Source organism: Chryseobacterium defluvii, assembly GCF_014204415.1.
GTDB lineage: Bacteria > Bacteroidota > Bacteroidia > Flavobacteriales > Weeksellaceae > Chryseobacterium > Chryseobacterium defluvii_A.
Map to the genome: position 1 here is coordinate 98,095 of NZ_JACHLE010000004.1, position 22,419 is coordinate 120,513.

General features: G+C 38.4%; 16 protein-coding genes. 4 read left to right on the top strand and 12 right to left on the bottom strand.

Translation table 11 applies throughout. The features are described 5' to 3' along the window. The first annotated feature begins 83 nt into the window (after window positions 1–83). A complete protein-coding gene (locus HNP38_RS13700; RefSeq protein WP_184190482.1) occupies window positions 84–1,142 on the top strand; it encodes an NAD(P)-dependent alcohol dehydrogenase in 1,059 nt (352 codons plus the stop codon). A gap of 66 nt (window positions 1,143–1,208) precedes the next feature. On the opposite strand, the gene HNP38_RS13705 is transcribed toward HNP38_RS13700, so the two are convergent. Beyond that, window positions 1,209–2,750, bottom strand: a complete 1,542-nt coding sequence (locus HNP38_RS13705) for a LamG-like jellyroll fold domain-containing protein (protein ID WP_184190484.1) — start codon at window positions 2,748–2,750, stop codon at window positions 1,209–1,211. A 202-nt stretch (window positions 2,751–2,952) separates the two neighbouring features. Between HNP38_RS13705 and HNP38_RS13710 the strand changes: the two genes are divergently transcribed. Then, a complete protein-coding gene (locus tag HNP38_RS13710; RefSeq protein ID WP_184190486.1) occupies window positions 2,953–5,829 on the top strand; it encodes a histidine kinase in 2,877 nt (958 codons plus the stop codon). A gap of 4 nt (window positions 5,830–5,833) precedes the next feature. Then, window positions 5,834–6,574 carry a LytR/AlgR family response regulator transcription factor gene (locus HNP38_RS13715; protein WP_184190488.1) on the top strand — a complete coding sequence of 247 codons (741 nt, stop codon included), beginning with the start codon at window positions 5,834–5,836 and terminating at the stop codon, window positions 6,572–6,574. Window positions 6,575–6,589: 15 nt separating this feature from the next. On the opposite strand, the gene HNP38_RS13720 is transcribed toward HNP38_RS13715, so the two are convergent. After that, window positions 6,590–6,949 (bottom strand): winged helix-turn-helix transcriptional regulator, encoded by a 360-nt coding sequence (locus HNP38_RS13720; protein WP_184190491.1) that lies wholly within the window; start codon window positions 6,947–6,949, stop codon window positions 6,590–6,592. Window positions 6,950–7,029: 80 nt separating this feature from the next. Here HNP38_RS13720 and HNP38_RS13725 point away from each other — a divergent pair, with 80 nt between their 5' ends. After that, window positions 7,030–7,908: an NAD(P)H-binding protein gene (locus HNP38_RS13725; protein WP_184190493.1), complete on the top strand. Its 879-nt coding sequence runs from the start codon at window positions 7,030–7,032 to the stop codon at window positions 7,906–7,908. Window positions 7,909–8,138: 230 nt separating this feature from the next. On the opposite strand, the gene HNP38_RS13730 is transcribed toward HNP38_RS13725, so the two are convergent. The 10 genes from HNP38_RS13730 to rpoB form a co-directional block, all read right to left on the bottom strand. Further along, window positions 8,139–9,416 (bottom strand): ectonucleotide pyrophosphatase/phosphodiesterase, encoded by a 1,278-nt coding sequence (locus HNP38_RS13730; RefSeq protein ID WP_184190495.1) that lies wholly within the window; start codon window positions 9,414–9,416, stop codon window positions 8,139–8,141. A 148-nt stretch (window positions 9,417–9,564) separates the two neighbouring features. Beyond that, entirely contained in the window at window positions 9,565–10,353 is a 789-nt protein-coding gene (locus HNP38_RS13735; RefSeq protein WP_184190497.1) for a T9SS type A sorting domain-containing protein, read from the bottom strand. 2 nt (window positions 10,354–10,355) lie between these two features. Further along, window positions 10,356–10,880 carry an ankyrin repeat domain-containing protein gene (locus tag HNP38_RS13740; protein ID WP_184190498.1) on the bottom strand — a complete coding sequence of 175 codons (525 nt, stop codon included), beginning with the start codon at window positions 10,878–10,880 and terminating at the stop codon, window positions 10,356–10,358. Continuing rightward, a complete protein-coding gene (locus HNP38_RS13745; protein WP_184190501.1) occupies window positions 10,877–11,422 on the bottom strand; it encodes a YceI family protein in 546 nt (181 codons plus the stop codon). The genes HNP38_RS13740 and HNP38_RS13745 overlap by 4 nt, the downstream gene beginning before the upstream one ends. A gap of 12 nt (window positions 11,423–11,434) precedes the next feature. After that, a complete protein-coding gene (locus tag HNP38_RS13750) occupies window positions 11,435–11,785 on the bottom strand; it encodes a hypothetical protein (protein ID WP_228461071.1) in 351 nt (116 codons plus the stop codon). Window position 11,786: 1 nt separating this feature from the next. Further along, on the bottom strand, window positions 11,787–12,626 hold the full coding sequence (locus HNP38_RS13755; protein ID WP_184190505.1) for a DUF5777 family beta-barrel protein: 840 nt from the start codon (window positions 12,624–12,626) through the stop codon (window positions 11,787–11,789). A 125-nt stretch (window positions 12,627–12,751) separates the two neighbouring features. Beyond that, on the bottom strand, window positions 12,752–13,402 hold the full coding sequence (locus HNP38_RS13760; protein ID WP_228461072.1) for a Crp/Fnr family transcriptional regulator: 651 nt from the start codon (window positions 13,400–13,402) through the stop codon (window positions 12,752–12,754). 279 nt (window positions 13,403–13,681) lie between these two features. Then, window positions 13,682–13,987 (bottom strand): DUF3467 domain-containing protein, encoded by a 306-nt coding sequence (locus HNP38_RS13765; RefSeq protein ID WP_184190509.1) that lies wholly within the window; start codon window positions 13,985–13,987, stop codon window positions 13,682–13,684. 83 nt (window positions 13,988–14,070) lie between these two features. Further along, window positions 14,071–18,336, bottom strand: a complete 4,266-nt coding sequence (gene rpoC / locus HNP38_RS13770) for a DNA-directed RNA polymerase subunit beta' (RefSeq protein WP_184190511.1) — start codon at window positions 18,334–18,336, stop codon at window positions 14,071–14,073. A gap of 112 nt (window positions 18,337–18,448) precedes the next feature. Further along, window positions 18,449–22,270: a DNA-directed RNA polymerase subunit beta gene (gene rpoB / locus HNP38_RS13775; RefSeq protein WP_184190513.1), complete on the bottom strand. Its 3,822-nt coding sequence runs from the start codon at window positions 22,268–22,270 to the stop codon at window positions 18,449–18,451. Window positions 22,271–22,419 lie beyond the last annotated feature (149 nt).

Sequence of the window (22,419 nt, forward strand, 5' to 3'; positions counted from 1 at the left end):
TTTATATAAGTGATGTTCAGGTAAAAGTTTCGACTTTTGTATCCGGGAAAACCATATTACAATTAAACTTAAACCAAAAACAAATGAGCACATTCACAGTAAAAGCTTACGGAGCAGAGTCTACGACAGCAGACCTGAAAGAAATGAATATTGAAAGAAGGGAGGTAACATCCAAAGATATAGAGATTGAAATTCTTTATTGCGGCGTCTGCCACTCTGACCTTCATACGGCAAGAAATGACTGGGGCGGAACCCTATACCCGGCTGTTCCCGGACATGAAATTGTAGGAAGAATTACAAAAGTGGGAAGCGAGATCACCAAATTCAAAGTAGGAGACCTGGCAGCAGTAGGCTGTCTTGTTGATTCCTGCCGAACATGTGACAGCTGTAAACAGGATCTGGAACAATATTGCCTAAACGGATTTACAGGGACCTATAACGGGCAGGATAAGCACCTGGGAGGTCATACCTTCGGAGGTTATTCACAAAAAGTGGTTGTAGATGAACATTTTGTATTAAAAGTGCCTGAAAATCTGGATCTGGCAGCAGTAGCCCCATTACTTTGTGCAGGAATCACTACGTGGTCTCCTCTAAAGCACTGGAACGTAGGCCCGGATTCAAAGGTAGCTGTTGTAGGTTTGGGAGGGCTGGGGCATATGGCCATTAAATTAGCAAAAGGCTTAGGCGCTGAGGTTACTTTATTCTCAAGAACTCCCGGGAAATCGGAAGATGCGAAACAATTGGGTGCTGATCACGTAGTTATTTCTACTGATGAAGAGCAGATGAAGTCAGTAAACGGAAAATTTGATGTAATTATTGATACCGTTCCTTACGTACATGATATCAATCCTTATGTTTCCACCTTAAATATCAGCGGAACTCTTGTTTTAGTAGGATATTTAGGAGGTTTAGAACCTATTCTGAATACCGTTCCCATGATCCTGGGAAGAAAATCCGTAGCGGGTTCTGTGATCGGAGGAATTGCCGAAACTCAGGAATTACTGGACTTCTGCGGAGCGCATCAAATTGTTTCAGAGGTTGAAGTGATCAAAATGCAGGATATTAACAAAGCTTACGAAAGAATGCTGAAAAGCGATGTAAGATATCGTTTCGTTATTGATATGCAAAGCCTTAATAATTAAAAACATAAAAGAAGAGAGTACACAAAAATGTACTCTCTTTTTATCTTATCAAATACCCGGTACGAGTTATTTATCTGAACGGGTGATAACTTTTGAATAAACGTTATTTTTCCTGCCTGTAATTCTAATAATATAATTTCCGGCAGGCAATTGGCCCATATCAATTCTTAAAGATCTTTCTTCCATTATTTTTCTTCCTGAAAAACTAAAAATCTCTACTTTCTCAACAGGTTCTTCCGTCTTAATAGTAAGGAAATCTTTTACAGGAACGGGATAAAGACTAATATTTCCTTTTACAGTCATATTACTTTCACTTACTGCCAAAGTTCCACAACTAACGATACCGTTACTGTATAAGCTTTCTATTTCTCCGAAAGACAGAGCCCTGCTATAGATCAGTAAGTCATCCACAGCTCCATTGAACGATCCTATCCTGAATGCAGAGTTCCCTGTATTTAATGCGGCATTGGAAAAACTATGCCTTAAAACACCGTTTACATAAACCTTCACAGTATAAGAATTATATACAACGGCAATATGATACCAATTATTAAGGGCCAGCTGCGAATTTGTGATTACAACGTCATTCCCTGCACCAAATCCCTGAAAAACCAGATTCCCGTTTGTTGCACTGTATAATCCGAATGTCTGGTTATTTGCATTATTGCCGTAAGTAAAGTAAGTAGGCTGTGAGGTAAATGCCGTGCTCGTTTTCATCCAAAAGGCAATCGTCCTTGCACTGTTCCCTACAGGAAGGCCGGGAATGGAAGCTGCTCTGGGCTGGGTTGCCGCCTGAAAGGTCTGCAATGCACCATTACCCATATTATTCCTATCTGGTGTATACATAACAGGGTATACAGGATCTGTTGTTGTGAAAACAGAAGAGCCGTTATGGCTGGATGCTGAAGCGTTAAAGCCAAAATATCCGGCCACATTATCACACAGCCTTATTTCCCCTTTATATAGCTCTACCGCTTCTGAGGAGTCCAAAGCCCTGTTATAAATTTTCAGTTCGTCAACAGCACCGCTAAACCACTGCTCACCTCCCACTCCTACTCCTAATCTGAAAATATCATTATTATTAATCGTATTCCATGATTTATCCAACTGCCCCAGTAAACTTCCATTTCTATAGATCTTAGCAGCAGTGCCGTCATACGTCATTATAAAATGGTACCATGCACCGGCAACATTCTGATTTCCCAGGATCAATGTCAGGTTATCCGTATGCCCAAGAAACATTACCCTGTCTGCACTAAAGGAACCTCCGCAGGAATTTCCCGGCGTTCCTGTTCCATAAGTAAAAACAGGGTCATAATTAAGCCCGGAAAAAGAATTTGCCTTAGCCCAAAAAGCTATCGTTCTCGGAGAACTACCATAAGGCAGTCCGGGAATCACCGCCTGTGACTGGCTGGAATAAGTAATATTAATGGCTGAATTAGGAACTCCATCCCTGTCTGCCGTTAAAGATGTCGTTGAAAATGTCACGTCTCCGGCATCATTGGTATAGTTGTTATTAAATCTGAAACTTTGTATCAGTCCATTAGTAACCTGGGCATTTACAAACTGAAAAATTAAAAATAATAAACAAGTAATTGTAGTTCTCATAGGATTCAGTTTTATTGATTATTCAAAACTACCCCTTTCATACAAGCTTAAGGGGATCCAGTTAACCAAACCCCATTTTCAGTTAATGAACAAATACTATTGAATGTAATTATTGATTTCAGTAACTGTAAACATGTTTTCAGTAACCGCATATCTTATATTAAATGTGATTTGATACTTTTGTTATATTATAATTCCCTGATTGAAAAATATTTTTCACTTTTTCTTTGTATGCGTAGTCCATTTCTGCTTTGGGCAAAATCCTTATTTCCATACTATTGATAAAGCTTCCGGGTTGCCTTCCCATTCCGTGTATGATATCTTTCAGGACCATGAAGGCTTTATGTGGTTTGCTACCAATAAAGGAATCTGCAAATATGACGGTTCAAAATTTATATCTTATACTTCAGATCAGCAGTCTTCCGTTGCCGGATCTACTATTTCTGAAGATCGGTATGGAAGAATCTGGTACTGCAATTTTGACGGATATCTTTATTATGTGGAAAATGGAAAACTGCGTACTTTCAATCAGCCTGAAACCATAGGGTATTTTAAATACGGCATCATACAGGACGATCTGTATCTCATCCAGAAAAACAAGCTGCTGATCTATGATTTAAAAACATTAAAAGGGGCGGCCAGTCATAAAATAGAGGGCGAAAAGGTCTATTTTACATTCTCTGATGATTCTCATTTTTATGTTTTATCTGATTATTTATATGTATTTTCAGGGAAAAAGCTTTATTCAAAGTATAATGTTCCGGAAGATCTGAAAAAGAATTACCGCTCTGCCATTATTCAGAAATCGGAACAGGGTCTTATCATCGTCTCCAAGGAAAGAAAATTTTACTATTTATTTACAAATGGAAAATTCACCGAAAAGAAATTTCCCTCGGAGATCAGTTTTATTCAGAATGTTTCATTTGTTGACGGCAAAAACTGGATTTCCTCTACAAAGGGAATTTATAGGTTGGATACTTCTAAAAAGAATGAACCTATAGTCCATTATTTTCCCGATCATAATATTTCCTCTATTTATAAAGACCGTCAGGGAAATTATTGGGTTTCAACGATCAATCAGGGCTTACTTTTGATCGAAGATTTTCATTCAAAATTCTTTTCAATACCTTCAAAGCCTGTTTTATTAGAGGTTTCAGGCAATCAGCTCATGATATCTTCCGAAAAGGATGAGCTGATTTTGTATTCTTTAAAAGACAATCATTTTCAAAAAGTATATGCCGGAAACAGTAACCATTCTATCTATCAAATGCTTGCTGATGATGATTTAAAAAATATATTCTTTACCTCATCCTCTTTTAAAATTCTAAAAAACTTCAATAAAGTACAGACTGACGCTTCTACTGCCGTAAAAGAAATCAGAAAAATAGACCATAAGTATTACTCCTTTGCAGCAAGCGGAATATGCGGAATATTCCGTATGGATAATTCGGGCCCAAGTATTTGGGATGGCATTTACCGTTCCCTGGAAACCCCGGATGTCCAATTCAGTGAAATTGGTTTTTTAAAATACTGCAACGGAAAGTCTACAGCCTACAACCCCTATAATCAAAACATTTATTATGCAACCAATGTCGGGCTGTTTTCGAGAACCCTGAAAGGCCAGAAAGAGTTATTCTTTGAAAATAAAAGGCTATATATTTCAAAACTGGCAGGATATAAAGATCATGTCTTTGCATTATCTACTAACGGAAAAATTTATACTTTGTCCAGAGATAATACAATCCGGAATTTTCAGGTTCCTGACGAGATTAAAGAAGAATCCGTTTACAAGATCAAGGTTATTGGCAACAGTCTTTTCCTGTTTGGTGAAAATACTCTTTTTGAATATGACCTGATTAATAAAAGCTTCCGGAAAACCCTGGCAAACACCAATAATCTTGATGTGAGTGATGTTGCACTCCACAATGGCCAGGTTATTTTTGCGACGTCCAAAGGATTACTTATTACCGAAAGAAAAACAACCGAAAGGACTGTTATTCCAAAATTCATCATTAACCGAATTCTGGTCAATAATAAGGTACCGGATAAGAATGAACTTAAAAATCTGGATAACTCCCAAAATACAATAGAGATTCTTTTTTCTGTGTTATCCTATGTCCCAAGCCAAAAACCCGAAGTATTTTACAGGATCAATGATCATAAATGGAAGCTGTTTGAAGAGGAAAACAGAAGTCTGATACTTAATTCTTTATCCCCTGGAAATTATAAAATTGATTTCCGCACAAAAACAGGCAGCCATTTTTCTGATATATACCCGGTAAAGTTTACTATCTCAAAACCTTTTTGGCTGAAAGCCGGATTTATTATACCGGTAATTCTTTTGTTCTTTATATTCTTTTATTTGCTTTTCCGTTTCAGGATCAACAAAATAAGGAAGCAAAATCAGCTTTTACTGGACAGGGTAAGCCTGGAAAAAAACCTGAATCAGTCAAAGCTCAAAGCAATAAAATCTCAAATGAATCCTCATTTTTTCTATAATGCCCTTAATACGATCCAGGCTTATGTCCTGTCCAACGAAAAAAAACTAGCTATTAATTATTTATCCAAATTTTCCCTTTTAACGAGAACCATTCTTGAAATGTCCGAGAAAGAATGGGTAACTTTATCGGAAGAGATCCGAACTACGGAACTTTATCTTGAAATTGAAAAAGCAAGATTCAATAATGATTTTGAATATGAAATTTTTGTAGATGAAAATATAGATACGGACAATCAAAAAATCCCCTCCATGCTGTTACAGCCATTTGTAGAAAATGCAGTGAAGCATGGGCTTCTTCACAAAAAAAATGAAAAAAAACTTCTTATTCATTTTCAAAGAGAGGAACGGAATATAGAAATCCGGATCGATGATAATGGAATAGGCCGGAAAAAAAGCAGGGAACTGAACCTCATCAAAACAAAGAAGCATAAATCCTTTGCAACGGATGCAGTGCAGCAAAGAATTGATCTTCTTAATCTTAATAATAAAAATATGATCCGCCTCAGCTATACAGATAAAATTAATGATGCCGGAAATGCTACAGGAACTACTGTTATCATAAAAATACCGTTAGAATAAAACTATGAAAGCTATAATCATTGATGACGAAAAACAGGCAAGAATTTCCCTTTCGCTGCTTTTAAAAGAGTATTGTCCTGAAATAGAAATTGTAACAGACTGTGAAAATCTTCCGGAGGGTGTAAAAGCCATCCGAAGGCATAAACCAGATGTAATTTTTCTCGATATAGAAATGCCCGGCCACAGCGGTTTGGAGCTATTGGATTTTTTTGATGAAAAGGAAGTCAGTTTTGCCATTATATTCACTACAGCTTATAATGAATTTGCTGTTCAGGCCTTTAAACTTTCCGCTTTAGATTATTTATTAAAACCTATTATTCCTGATGAATTAGTAGCCTCTGTTTCCAGGCTGAAAAAGCAAAAGAGGGATCAGTTCAGTATCCTGTATGAGAATATCCATAGCGAAAAGCTTGATAAAATTGCCATTCCCTCCGGTACAGATCTGCTCCTGCTTAATATTGGTGATATTCTTTATATTAAAGGCGAAGGCCCTTACTCTGAAGTATTCATGACTGATGCAACTAAATACCTGGTAAGCAGAAGCCTCAAGAATTTCGAAGATGTTTTGCAAAATGACAGGCGTTTTCTGAGGATCCACCGGTCATATATTGCCAACTTTGATGAGGCCGTTTCTTACAGTAAATCAGACGGAGGCTGGCTTAATCTGAAAAACGGCATTTCAATCCCCGTATCTCCCGAAAAGGCAGGTCTCATTATGGAAAAAACAACAGTTGTGAAAAGGTAGTTTATTTTTTCAGATTCATTTAGATTTTTTCATATCCTGAATTGCCCAGTCTGCCATTGCCCCAATCACCGGAATCAGGCCTTTTCCTGCTTCACTCAACTCATAGGTAACATGGGGCGGAACCACAGGTCTTGATCTTCTGATCACCAGCCCATCTGCCTCTAATTGTTTTAAGTGCTGAATCAGCATTTTCTCCGTAACAGCCGGTATTGCCCGCTTTAATTCACTATACCTTTTATCTCCGTTGGAAAGATGGTACAGGATAATGGGTTTCCAGAAACCGCCGATCTTTTCCATCACATAGGTTACCGGGCAAAGATCCAATGCATATTTCTTATTTTGCTGGATGGTAGAGCTTTCTTTGATTACTGCCATGATACATACTTTAGGGTAAGTACTTGTGTAAAAGTAAGTACAAATATAACTTTGTTCCCGGAAATAAAAAAATATTCATTATGAAAATTGTTATCACCGGTTCACTGGGAAATGTAGCAAAGCCTTTAACCCAGCAACTCGTTGCAGAAGGGCACGATATCACTGTAATCAGCAGCAATCCCTCTAAGAAAAACGAAATCGAATCTTTAGGAGCAAAAGCTTCCATAGGTTCAATTGCCGACCGAGAATTTCTGGTTAAAACCTTTGAAGGAGCCGATGCGGCATTCCTGATGACCCCACCCAATATGGGAGTTGAGAACATTGTTGAAAACACTGTAAATGCCGGAAAAAATTATGCTGAGGCTATAAAGAATACCGGGGTTAAGAAAATTGTTATGCTGAGCAGCATAGGAGCTGAATCATCTGTAGAAAACGGTCCTATAAAAGGTCTTCATCATATCGAAAAGTTCTATAACGAATTAGAAAATACATCTGTAACATTTCTGAGAGCGGGCTATTTCTACATTAATTTATTTAATGATATCCCCATGATCAAAAATGCAGGAATTATGGGTGGAAATTATTCCGGGGATGTAAGTATTCCCCTGGTTCATCCAAAAGACATTGCCAAAGCAGCAGCCAGCGAGCTGGTAAAAGATACTGAAGGTAAAAATATCAGATATATCGTAAGCGATGTCCGCAAGAGTTCTGACATTGCCAAAGTTTTAGGTACTGCTATCGGAAAGCCGGAACTTCCGTGGATAGAGTTTAAGGATGAAGATTCATTGAACGGAATGCTTCAGGCCGGCCTTCCCAAAGAAATGGCCGAATTATATACTGAAATGGGAAGGGGATTGCGAACAGGCGTTGTACAAAAGGATTTTATTGAGCACAACTCTCCTGTTAACGGAGGAATTAAATTAGAGGACTTGGCCAAAGAATTTGCTTCCAGATACTAATTTTAGTGATCATAAAGCATTTTATGCCCACTGACATTCTGAAATATATGAAACTTTGCCATCTTATTGATGATTTAGATTATTCATTTCACTTCTGAACTATGTTCGTAAGTCTTCAACTTATATTCAGAATGACAAATTGAATAGTTCTAAAACTGTACAATCCTCTTAATTTATCGGATTTAAATTTTTATGAAGCAGTTCCGGCGCACCTTCGGTGCGCCGGAACTTTATTTTTTCAAAGTCTTTCTCAATACTTTTATTTTTCCGTCAATGGGCTGATGAATTTTCAGGTTTAATATTTCAGCAACCAGAGGGTAAACATTTACGTTGGAAAATTCACTGATCACCAGATTGCTTTTGAATTCCGGTCCCCAGGCTAAGAACGTGGCTTTCATTTCGGGAACAATCCGCGGATCATAGCCATGTTTTCCTATGGAAGTGGTTTTTCCTTTGGGCAGAAAAACTTTCGGGGCCTTTGGAACCAAAAGGATCTGCCCTATTCTGTTATATAGGTCATCCCTTGTGGCAAAATGCAGATATGCGGGAAGCCTTTTATCCAGATATACTTCATAATCATCAGTTTTATGGGCTTTGAGTTCTTTGTAAACAGCTCTGACTTCCGCGGGATTTTTAACATATACTCTTAAAAGTGTCTGGGAATTATAATAATCAAATCTGTCTCTATTAAGGAGGATAGAAGGGATCTCTAAAGGATTGTCTCCATCCACTTTTATCATTCCGTGATCTGAGACAAAGATGTAGTTTACATTTTTCAATCCAAGCTTATTTACTTTTTGAACCAAATCTCCAATTGCTTCGTCAACCCAATGAACTGCATTTTCGGTTTCTTTAGTATCCGGGCCATAGTGATGTCCGCTGCCGTCTACTTCCGGAAAATACAAGGATATGAAATGCGGCCTTTTATCCGAAGGCAGTTTCAACCAGTTGACAACTTTTTCCACCTTTTCAGAAGGGGTAAATTTTTCATGGTAAGGATAGTAATAAGTAGGTCTGATTCCTCCGGCATCACTCGCAGAACCCACCCACATCAGGGAAGCTGATATCATCCCTTGTTTTTCAGCCAATCCCCACAGCGGAATTCCCCCATACCATTTACCGTCTTCGGCGTTCTTTCTGTCGCTCATGGCATATCCTTCTTTTTTTTGGTAATCATAAAAATAATTATCTATCAAACCGTGATGGGATGGATACAAGCCGGTAATCAGGCTCCAATGGTTAGGAAAAGTGATACTGGGATAGCTTGGGATCATTGCTTCAGCCTGCACTCCCCGGGACGAAAATTCCCGAAGGTTTACGGCATTATATTTTTTTGCATAGTCATAGCGAAATCCATCCGCTGAGATCATAATTACATAAGGTTTAGCTTGTGCTTCGGCACTGTTATACCGGCCAGGAATAATGATCTGGGCAGTATCAATATTCCCTTTTTGAGAAAAGACCGTCAAAGAAACAAACAACAGTAAAAATAGTATTCCTCCCTTCATTCAAAATTTTTTGATAAAGTTACTGCCTGTATTTTTCAGATAAAAATTTCGCAGGTTAAAAAAACATTAAAAGCATTTTTCAGAAGTAATGCAAATAAAAATCCCCTACAATAGCAGGGGATCATGATAATTTTTAATTAATAACTATTTATTCCTTGATCAATTTTTCATAGGAAAGACTTCCGTCTTTCAGGGTGATCTCGAAATAATAACTGCCTGATCTCAGATCCGCAACACTAATGTTTCCTCCATCCAGTTTTACAGATCTTACTTTTCTTCCTGATGATTCATAAATATCAACAGATCTGATCTTATCAAAATTTTTGATATTCACGGTTTCTTTTGCAGGGTTTGGATAAAGAACAACCTTTTTGCCTTCTGAAGCTATGTCATTTACTCCCAGTACTGTTGTAAAAGTTCCACTGGTAACAGCCGTATTAGCTGCACCCCCATGAGGTGCTATGGTTAAGCTTGCCGAGCCCGTGATAACACATTTATTCGTAATACCGGCAGCTGTAGCATAATTAAACTGATAATCATCAGCACCATCAGCAGTTGTCAAATTACGTTCATAAGACATTGAAACGATACCCCCTGATATGGAAGGTGCAGTTACGACCGTCCAATCCTGAGTATCTGAGTCATAAACCCCTACACCCCCCAGATTCATGTCATTAAACCCTAAATTGCTGTAGGTTAAAGCTTCTGTAGGAGCTCCGGACATTCCGGAGTTTCCACTGCTTCTGAATGTATATCCAAACCATCTGTCTGCAGGCCCCGTTAAATCTAATCTCACTTTATTTGTGGTATTATTTAAAGTAAAATTAGCCGTTACGGACCTTGCGCCAACGGTACATGTCATAACTCCTGTAGATTTTTGCTGGGAGGCTGCCAAAAATCCTACGGTTAATAATAAAGAAGATAAAATTTGTTTCATACTTAATTTTTTAATAAGTTAATAATTTCGTGATTTTTAGTAAAAATAGCATATTCAAATGCTGTTTTGCCCTGTTTATCTGCCAATTCTTTATTAGCTTTGTTTTTTAATAATGTTTCTACCAAATCCTTATCCTGAAGCTGAACGGCATATATTAAAGGAGTAATACCATTGGTATCGGCAAGATTTGGATTGGCACCATGAGCCAATAATTTCTGAGTGAGCTGTTTGTTACCTTTAAAAACTGCCGCAGTCAACGCGGAACCCTGCGCACTGCCATGGTTAATATCCTTTACATTTTCTATTAAAAATTCTGCTACAGCAGTATTTCCTCTATAGCATGCTAATATTAATGGAGAGAATCCATTGTCATTGGTCCGATTGATGATATCCGGGTCCTGCTTCATAAGCTCTTTAACTTCTGCAACGGTTCCGCTTCTGGCAATATCAAAAATGGATTTTGTTTTTTCCTGAGCAGTGAATGAAACACTCACAAGGAAAGATATGATCAGAATTAAGTTTTTCATTGTTTTACCAGTACATAATTGTATTCAACATTCACATTTTCAGCGATCTTTTTAGTCACCATTTTAGGGATCTTCACATTATAATCGGCCGGCCGGGCTACAAAACCACCCTGCATATAAATTTTCCCGTCTTTGGTATAAATACTCGCTGTTGAAGTAACAGCTTTATCCACTCCGTGAAAATTTAAAGTTCCCTGAATAGTAAACTTTTGAGGTGCAGCCGTAAGCTTTGTCTTATCAAAATTTGCAATTTTTCCCTTAAAAGTCGTTTTGGGGTATTTTGCAGATTCTGCATAGCTTTCATTAAAGTGTTCTTCCATCAGTTTCACTTTGAAACGGAAATTCTTAATAATGGAAATCGATGCCATATCCCCTGTATCGGCATTCAGAACGATCACATTGTTATCGTCCTGTGCAAAAACGTCTTCAAATAAAGGCACAGATGCCTCGAACGTTACTTTACCTGTTTTGGAATTATATTTTTGTGCCTCAACAAGATTACTTAACAGTAACGAGATCGTGATTAATATCAGATTTTTCATTTTTTCTCTTTTTTAATTTTCTTTGAGACCATCTGCTTTCCATTTGATGAAAACATTGATCTGAGACTGTGATAAAGCTCCTCCCTGTGGCATTTTCAAAGGATCGCCATTGGGTCTCTGGATCCTGTCCAAAATATTGTCGATATGGGTCTTCACCTGGTCATAGCTCGTCCACGGCTGAAAGGAAGCCTGCCCGCCGGGAGCGTGGCACATAATACAACTGGCTTCTATGATCGGTTTTACATCTTTGGTATAATTTACCTCTTCCACTATGGGGGTGTTATCGGAAATCTCTTCATAGGTTCTGCTCTCACAGGCTATTAAGATTATGGCCAGTGATGATATGTAAGCTATTTTTTTCATCTTAAAAAACTCTATAAAGATTAAACCCAAAGAAAATATTCCCTTTTCCCCAATCTCCCGTAACATTGGTGAGATATCCTATATCTGAATTGAGCTGGGAATTCGTAAACAAAAGCTGGAAAACATGTCCCCCGGTTTCTATATCAACTCCCAATGATAGAGGGTTTTTATAAAAACTGTGATTATCAAAATTGACAAAGTATTCCGCATTCACGGAAACTCTTTTGGAGATCTTATAACGTCCTCCCAGTCCTGCCAGAAACTGGTCCTTATCTTCTATATTCGGGTCGTAGAGGTTCTTATGAACGTACGATGGTGTCAATTGTAAAGAAAGCTTATCGTTAAATCTTCTTGAGATCAAAGCCTGTGTAAGGTAGGAAAGCCGGTCGCCAAATTTAAGATGCGGATAGTTATCTTTATCCAGATCTGTATTGACAGCGATTACATTATACCCTACAATATCCAACGGGAAATTATCCCCTTGTTTTACAAGGCGGTATTTGGCTGCTCCTTCAAAGGTTTTCATATTGGTTTCCCTTGAAAGGCTGAGGGAAATCCCGTCTGTAGCCCCATAGATAACTCCCAGTTTGGTAGATGCATCATCCAGCCCAAAAAAGGTCTTAAATCCGTCACTGATGTCTCCAAAACGGTGAGCAACGACAATATACCATTCATTTTTTGCTGATAGTTTAGTAGACTGTCCTGTGACGACTTGCAGTGCCTTAAAAGCAGGCTGTGAATTTTCGGTGGTTTTGAGGGTGTCAATATCCTTAAGCAGATCTTCCTGAGAATAGGCAAGACCTGAAAGCAATACTGACAAAAAAAGGAAAGTTTTTGTCATATAAAATTCGGGTTAAATATTATATAACAAACTTATTGAGTTATGATTTCAAAAGTAGGTGATAAAAGTCACCTAATACATTGTTTTTATCAATCGAAAGTTTAAAATAAATAAAACATTTTTTATTAGATACTTCTAACATTTTCATTGGCCATTATTTTTATCCCTTCTTTGGTCTGGACAATTTCTCCTTCATTCTCAATTTTTTTCAGCACTCTGCTGACTACCTCCCGGGAAGTTCCGAGGTTATTGGCAATTTCCTTGTGCGTTAATTTTACAGGATTATTTCCCGTGATGGCAATCTGTTGTCTGATATAGTTTAAAACTCTTTTATCCAGCCGGTGAAATACGGCATCATTTACCATATTCATCACATCTGAGAAGCGCTTATCGTACTCATGATAAAAAACCTTGTTGATCTCCGGAAACCTGATCAGCCATTCATGCACTACGGAAACCGGTATTAAAAGTACTTCCGATTCTTCTTCCGCAATCGCATATATCCTGCTCACATAGTCGGTAAAAATAGAGGAAAAAGTCATCAGACAGCTATCATTTGGCCTGATGTAATAGTAGATGAGCTCCCGGCCATCATTTAAGGTGTAGACTTTTATAGAACCTTTTATAAGAAAGGGTACATATTTGTTTTTTTGTCCTTCTCTAATAATTTCTGTTTTTGCTTTTATATTAGTTATTATAGCATGTTTTTGAATTTCATTTAAAAAATTATTCCCTAAAAACCCGAATTTATTGAGAATAAATTGATTATCTACCATATCCATTATGTTAAGTTCATAAACAAATATATAAAATTGGATAATTGTATGATACTTTTTTAATCTATTTCAGGATTTTTAATGATTATCGGAAGGTATTCTGGTGTTTTTATATGATTATGTTTATGATAAAAACCACCCCGTCAAAAATTATAACTAATTTTTGACACCCCTCCAAGGGAGGGGAATTTTCATGCAGCTGATTTTAATTTAAATTTTAAAGCATAAAAAATGCCTCAATTGAAATTGAGGCATCCTGATTATTTATTTAAAAGTATCTTAAGCTTGTACGTTATTACCACCTAATACGAAAGGCTCAACTTCTTTAATCTCTCCAAATTGCTGCTCGTAATTAGCAATATTTTGCTGAAGGGCAGATAAAACTCTCTTAGCATGAAGTGGAGCAAGGATAACTCTTGATCTTACTGTAGCTTTTTGAATACCCGGCATTAATTGGATGAAATCTACTACGAACTCAGATGGAGAGTGGTTTACTAAAGCTAAGTTAGTATAGATACCAGCAGCTACCATTTCGTTTAATTCGATGTTGATGTTTCCGTCTTGATTTTGATTTTGATTGTCCATGTTTTTATTAAAATATTATATTTATTAAAGTTTCAAGCTACGAGATCCGGTTCTCCCAAACCTCGCGCCACGAAACTACGAAATTAATTTATATCTTCGAATTCTTTTTTAGAACCCACGATTACATTCTGATATTCTTTAAGACCTGTACCTGCAGGAATTCTGTGCCCTACAATTACATTTTCTTTAAGACCGTTCAGATCATCAACCTTACCTGCAACTGCTGCTTCGTTAAGAACTTTTGTAGTTTCCTGGAAGGATGCTGCAGACATGAATGATTTAGTCTGAAGAGCTGCTCTTGTAATACCCTGTAATACAGGTGTTGCCGTGGCAGGAAGTGCTTCTCTTACTTCTACCAAGTTTTGATCTTCACGCTTCAGCTTAGAGTTTTCATCTCTTAGTTCTCTTGCCGTAATCATCTGGCCTGGCTTGAATTCTTTAGAATCTCCAGCTTCTACCACAACTTTAAGACCGAATACTCTGTTGTTCTCTTCCAAGAAGTCATATTTATGTTCTAAAGCTCCTTCAAGGAATTGAGTATCACCTCCATCAACGATCTCTACTTTCGTCATCATCTGTCTTACGATGATCTCGAAGTGCTTATCGTCAATTTTTACCCCTTGCAGACGGTAAACTTCCTGAATTTCATTCACTAAGTATTCCTGAACCGCAGTTGGACCTTTAATTCTCAAGATGTCATCCGGAGTAATAGAACCGTCTGAAAGCGGTGCTCCTGCTCTTACGAAGTCATTCTCCTGAACCAAGATCTGGTTAGAAAGTTTTACTAGGTAAATTTTTCTTTCTCCAGTTTTAGCTTCAACGATCAATTCGCGGTTACCTCTTTTAATTTTTCCGTAAGAAACTACCCCATCGATTTCTGTAACAACCGCCGGGTTTGAAGGGTTTCTTGCTTCGAATAATTCGGTAACTCTCGGAAGACCTCCGGTGATATCCCCTGCTTTTGCAGATTTTCTCGGGATCTTGATCAAGACTTTACCAGCTTTGATCTTTTCACCATCATTTACCATCAAGTGGGCTCCTACCGGTAAGTTGTAAGCTTTTTGCTCAACTCCTTTAGAGTCTACCACTTTCAAGGTAGGTACGGCTTTCTTATTTCTGGATTCAGAGATTACTTTTTCTTCAAATCCTGTTTGCTCGTCAATTTCCAATTGGAATGAAACCCCTTGGATAATGTCTTCGTATTCTACTTTACCTGAAGTTTCCGCAATGATAACCGCGTTATACGGATCCCACTTACAAATCAGATCTCCTTTCTTCACTTTATCACCAGGTTTTACTGCTAATTCTGAACCGTAAGGTACGTTAGCAACCATTAATGGTGTTCTTGCTTCGTTATCTGCAACTAATCTGAATTCTGTTGAACGAGAAACCACAACTTCAGCTGTGTTACCGTTTTCATCTTCTGAAGTAATTGTTCTTACTTCATCCATTTCAACGATACCGTCTCTTCTTGCAACAATGGAAGGGTTTTCTGATACGTTTCCTGCAGTACCCCCTTGGTGGAAGGTTCTCAATGTTAACTGAGTTCCCGGTTCCCCAATTGATTGTGCTGCGATTACACCTACCGCTTCTCCCATGTGGATCACTTTACCTGTAGCTAAGTTTCTACCGTAACATTTCGCACAGATACCTTTCTTAGCTTCACAAGTTAATGGTGAACGTACTTCAACTGCTTCTAATCCTGCTTCTTCAATTCTCTTAGCTAATTCTTCGTTGATCACCTGATCTGCTCCAGCGATTAATTCATCTGTTTCCGGATCATAGATGTTATGAAGGGAAACTCTACCTAAGATTCTTTCTGAAATCTTTTCAACGATCTCGTCATTTTTCTTAAGTGCAGTAACTTCTGTACCTCTTAATGTACCACAATCATCTTCTGTAACGATAACGTCTTGTGCAACGTCTACCAATCTTCTGGTTAAGTAACCGGCATCGGCTGTCTTAAGAGCGGTATCCGCAAGACCTTTACGTGCACCGTGGGTAGAGATAAAGTACTCAAGGATGGAAAGACCTTCTTTAAAGTTGGCAAGGATCGGGTTTTCGATGATCTCCGCACCCGTAGAACCGGCTTTTTGCGGTTTTGCCATCAAACCTCTCATCCCTGATAACTGACGGATCTGTTCTTTAGATCCCCTTGCTCCGGAGTCAAGCATCATATATACAGAGTTGAATCCACCTTGGTCAGATTTCATTCTGCTCATGATCATTTCAGTTAATCCAGCGTTGGTGTTTGTCCAAACGTCGATCACCTGGTTATATCGTTCTGTATCTGTAATTAGACCCATGTTATAGTTAGCTCTAATTTCGTCTACAGTTTCAATTGACTGTGCAATCATCTGCTTTTTCTCAGCAGGAACTACAATATCTCCTAATGAGAATGAAAGTCCTCCTTTGAATGCGTTTGAATATCCTAAGTCTTTCATCGCATCCAGGAACTTCACAGTTGTAGGGAAGTCCGTATCAGCAAGGATCTTACCGATAACGTTTCTTAATGATTTCTTAGTAAGAAGTTCATTAATATATCCTACCTGCTTAGGTACAATCTGGTTGAATAGGATTCTACCCACTGTAGTTTCGATCAGTCTTGTTACTAATTCTCCGTCTTCTTTAACCGGTAATTTACATCTTACTTTAGCATTTAAAGAAACTTTTCCTTCTGCATAAGCAATTTCCGCTTCTTCAGGGGAATAGAATGCAAGACCTTCTCCTTTTACTTTCATAGTTTCAGTTGAATCCAACTGTTTTGTCATGAAATAAAGTCCAAGTACCATGTCCTGAGAAGGTACGGTAATTGGAGAACCGTTTGCAGGGTTCAAGATGTTCTGAGAACCCAGCATTAATAACTGAGCTTCAAGGATCGCTTCTGGTCCTAACGGTAAGTGTACCGCCATCTGGTCACCATCGAAATCGGCGTTGAAAGCTGTTGTTACTAATGGGTGTAGCTGGATCGCTTTACCTTCGATCATCTTAGGCTGGAAAGCCTGAATACCCAGTCTGTGAAGTGTAGGTGCCCTGTTCAATAGTACCGGGTGACCTTTCATCACGTTTTCAAGGATATCATAAACTACCGGCTCTTTTCTATCGATAATTCTCTTTGCAGATTTTACTGTTTTTACAATCCCTCTTTCAATTAGTTTTCTAATGATGAATGGTTTGTACAATTCCGCAGCCATATCTTTAGGAATACCGCACTCGTGAAGTTGTAAGTTCGGACCTACAACAATTACGGAACGCGCAGAGTAGTCTACCCTTTTTCCTAACAGGTTCTGACGGAAACGACCCTGCTTACCTTTCAATGAATCTGAAAGTGATTTCAATGGTCTGTTTGATTCAGATTTTACTGCTGAAGATTTTCTTGTATTATCGAATAATGAATCTACTGATTCCTGAAGCATACGCTTCTCGTTTCTTAAGATTACTTCCGGAGCTTTGATCTCCAATAGTCTCTTCAAACGGTTATTTCTGATAATAACTCTTCTGTAAAGGTCATTCAAATCGGATGTTGCGAAACGTCCTCCATCCAATGGAACTAATGGTCTTAGCTCTGGTGGTATAACCGGAAGAACACGCATGATCATCCACTCAGCCTTATTGATCATTCTTGTATTAGCACCTCTTAATGCTTCTACAACGTTCAATCTTTTTAACGCCTCAGTTCTTCTTTGTTTTGAACCTTCATTGTGAGCTTTGTGTCTCAGATCGAAAGACAATGCATCAAGATCGATTCTTTTTAATAGTTCCTCAACAGCTTCAGCACCCATTTTAGCGATGAATTTGTTCGGATCTGAATCATCAAGATACTGGTTCTCAACCGGAAGAGTTTCCATGATATCAAGGTATTCTTCTTCTGTTAAGAATTCCATATGTTCAAAATCTGAACCGTCTAATTTTTTAGCAATACCCTGCTGGATCACTACATATCTTTCGTAGTAGATGATCATATCCAATTTCTTGGAAGGTATTCCTAGAAGGTAACCGATCTTATTTGGTAATGAACGGAAATACCAGATGTGCGCAATAGGAACTACAAGGTTAATGTGCCCTATTCTCTCTCTTCTTACTTTTTTCTCAGTAACTTCTACTCCACAACGGTCACAAACAATCCCTTTGTAACGAATTCTCTTATATTTCCCACAAGCACATTCGTAATCCTTTACAGGACCAAAGATTTTTTCACAGAACAACCCGTCCCTTTCAGGCTTGTGCGTTCTGTAGTTAATAGTTTCCGGTTTCAGAACTTCTCCTCTCGATTCCTGTAGAATGGATTCGGGCGAAGCTAAACCGATGGTTATTTTATTAAATCTACTTGATTTATTTTTATTTGACATAATTTTTATTTTGATTAAAAGATTAAAAGATTGAAAGATTTAAAAATTACTTTCGCTCTTATCATCTCGGAGTTTATTAATGCTTTAATTTTTTAATAATTAAATCTTTAAATTACTCCTCCAATCTTACGTCTAATCCAAGACCTTGTAGCTCATGAAGTAATACGTTGAAGGATTCCGGAATGCCTGGTTCAGGCATTGCTTCTCCTTTTGCGATGGCTTCATAAGTTTTCGCTCTACCAATCACGTCATCTGACTTCACAGTCAGGATCTCTCTCAGGATATTGGATGCTCCGAATGCTTCAAGAGCCCAAACCTCCATCTCTCCGAATCTCTGACCTCCGAACTGAGCCTTACCTCCTAACGGCTGCTGAGTAATCAATGAGTAAGGACCAATAGAACGTGCGTGCATCTTATCATCAACCATGTGTCCCAGTTTCAGCATATAGATCACCCCTACCGTTGCAGGCTGGGTAAATCTTTCTCCGGTACCTCCATCATAAAGGTGAGTGTTTCCAAATCTTGGAAGACCTGCTTTGTCTGTATACTCAGTGATCTGATCAAGGCTTGCTCCGTCGAAGATAGGTGTAGCGAACTTCATTCCTAATTTCTGACCAGCCCATCCAAGAACTGTTTCATAGATCTGTCCGATGTTCATACGGGAAGGTACTCCAAGTGGATTCAATACGATATCTACCGGTGTTCCGTCTTCCAAGAACGGCATATCTTCTTCTCGAACGATTCTTGAAACGATCCCTTTGTTACCGTGACGTCCTGCCATTTTATCTCCTACGTTCAGTTTACGTTTTTTAGCGATGTAAACTTTAGCAAGCTTCATGATACCTGCCGGTAGCTCGTCCCCGATAGAAACTGCAAATTTCTCACGGTTTTTAACTCCCTGGATATCATTGTATTTGATTTTATAGTTGTGGATCAACTGTTTGATCAATTCATTTTTATCTGCATCAACCGTCCAGTCTGAACCGCTTACGTTTACGTAATCTTCTACTGAAGTCAGTAATTTATGAGTAAACTTCACCCCTTTACCGATAATTTCTTCATCAAGGTCGTTCTTCACTCCCTGAGATGTTTTACCACTTACCAGTGTGTTTAATTTTTCGATTAAAGTGTTTCTCAAATCATCAAACTTAGCCTTGTAGGTGTTTTCAATCTCTTCAAGTTTAAGTTTTTCTTCAGTTCTTTTCTTTTTATCTTTAATGTTTCTTGAGAACAATTTCTTATCGATAACCACCCCTCTTAATGAAGAGTCTGCTTTTAATGATGCATCTTTCACATCACCAGCCTTGTCACCGAAGATCGCTCTCAAAAGTTTTTCTTCCGGAGTAGGGTCTGATTCTCCTTTTGGAGTGATCTTACCGATCATGATGTCTCCAGGCTTCACTTCAGCACCGATTCTGATCATACCGTTCTCGTCAAGATCTTTGGTAGCTTCTTCTGAAACGTTAGGAATATCTGCCGTAAGCTCTTCCATACCTAATTTGGTATCTCGAACTTCCAATGAATATTCATCTACGTGGATTGAAGTAAACCAGTCTTCACGAACTACTTTTTCGTTGATCACGATCGCATCCTCGAAGTTGTATCCTTTCCAAGGCATGAACGCTACCACAAGGTTTCTACCAAGTGCCAGTTCTCCGTTTTCAGTAGCATAACCGTCGCAAAGTACCTGTCCTTTTTCTACTGTATCTCCTACTCTTACGTTTGGTCTCAGTGTAATGGTAGTACTCTGGTTGGTTTTTCTGAACTTCGTCAGGTTATATGTTTTGGTAGCGGATTCGAATTGTACTAAATCTTCGTCGTCGCTTCTTTCATATTTAATAACGATCTTATCAGCATCCACATATTCTACAATCCCTGCACCTTCTGCATTGATAAGAATTCTGGAGTCTTTAGCCACCTGTCTTTCAAGCCCTGTTCCTACAACCGGAGCCTGCGGCTTCAATAGAGGAACTGCCTGACGCATCATGTTAGATCCCATCAAGGCACGGTTCGCATCATCATGCTCCAGGAACGGAATTAATGAAGCTGAAATACCGGAAATCTGGTTTGGTGCAACGTCGATAAGGTCAACCTGTTGTGGTTCAACTACAGGATAATCTCCATCCAGCCTGGCAATAATCCTGTCTGTTTCGAATTCTCCGTTATCGTTCAGTTCTACGTTCGCCTGGGCAATTACCTTAGCTTCTTCGTCTTCTGCATTTAAGTAGATAGGATCGGCATTAAGGTCAATCTTACTGTTTTCTACTTTTCTATAAGGTGTTTCAATGAAACCTAATGTATTGATCTTTGCATAAATCCCTAAAGAAGAGATCAAACCGATGTTTGGTCCTTCCGGGGTTTCGATCGGACAAATTCTTCCGTAATGAGTATGGTGAACGTCACGAACCTCGAAACCTGCTCTTTCTCTTGATAAACCTCCAGGCCCCAATGCAGATAATCTTCTCTTGTGAGTAATTTCTGACAATGGATTCGTCTGATCCATGAACTGAGAAAGCTGGTTGGTACCAAAGAATGAGTTGATTACAGAGGTTAAAGTCTTAGCATTTACAAGATCAAGCGGTGTAAAGATCTCGTTATCCCTAACGTTCATTCTTTCTTTGATCGTTCTTGCAATTCTTGAAAGACCTACTCCGAACTGTCCTGCCAACTGCTCTCCAACTGTTTTAATTCTTCTGTTGGAAAGGTGGTCGATATCATCAACCTCAGCTTTGGAATTTACCAATTCTATTAAGTGTCTTACGATCGCGATGATGTCTTCTTTTGTAAGAACTTCCGTAGTTTCAGGGATATTAAGCCCTAATTTTTTGTTCAGCCTGTAACGTCCTACTTCACCAAGAGAATATCTCTGCTCAGAGAAGAATAATTTTTCAATGATTCCTCTTGCCGTTTCCTCATCTGGCGGATCTGCGTTTCTCAACTGACGGTAAATATATTCTACCGCTTCTTTTTCAGAGTTGGTAGGGTCTTTCTGTAATGTATTCTGGATGATAGAGAATTCATTACTGTTTTCTTTATGGATCAGGATAGATTTCACCCCTGCATCCAGAATAAGGTCTAAATGCTCTTTTTCAAGAATAGTTTCTCTGTCTAAGATGATCTCGTTTCTTTCGATAGAAACTACTTCACCTGTATCTTCATCTACGAAGTCTTCGAACCATGTGTTCAACACTCTCGCAGCTAATGTTCTTCCCTCCACTTTTTTAAGGGCAGCTTTAGAAACTTTCACTTCCTCAGCAAGGTCGAAGATCTGAAGGATATCCTTATCAGATTCGTATCCGATGGCTCTTAATAAAGTAGTTAATGGTAATTTTTTCTTACGGTCAATATATGCGTACATTACGCTGTTAATATCCGTAGTGAATTCCATCCAAGATCCTTTGAAAGGGATAATTCTTGAATAGTAAAGTTTAGTTCCGTTGGCGTGGTAAGTCTGCCCGAAGAATACACCAGGTGAACGGTGTAACTGGGTAACAATAACTCTTTCAGCACCGTTGATGATGAAAGACCCGCTAGGCGTCATGTAAGGAACCGGGCCTAAATATACATCCTGAACCACCGTCTGGAAATCTTCGTGTTCAGGGTCTGTACAATACAATTTAAGTCTTGCTTTCAGAGGAACGGAATACGTTAAACCTCTTTCCACACACTCATCAATTGAATAACGTGGAGAATCTACCAGATAGTCAAGGAATTCCAATACGAATTGATTTCTGGAATCCGTAATGGGGAAATTTTCCTGGAAGGTCTTATATAAACCTTCACTCCTTCTGTCTTCAGGAAGTGTATCAAGCTGGAAAAATTCTTTAAAAGACTCAATCTGGATATCCAGGAAGTCCGGAGTAATAATTTTTCCTTTCGCCGATGAGAAATTAATTCTCTGATTTCCCTGAGTTGTTGCTGTTGTTTTACTCATAAAACTTTTAAGAAAGGGTTAAAAAATATTTTGATTTTGTAAAAAATATCAGAAACTGAAAAAAGAGAAAAGAGAAAAGGAAAAGATATTAAGATGTTTTGGCGCTATCAGAATTAGTCTTTGTTCTTTGTTCTTTATTCTTAAGTTCT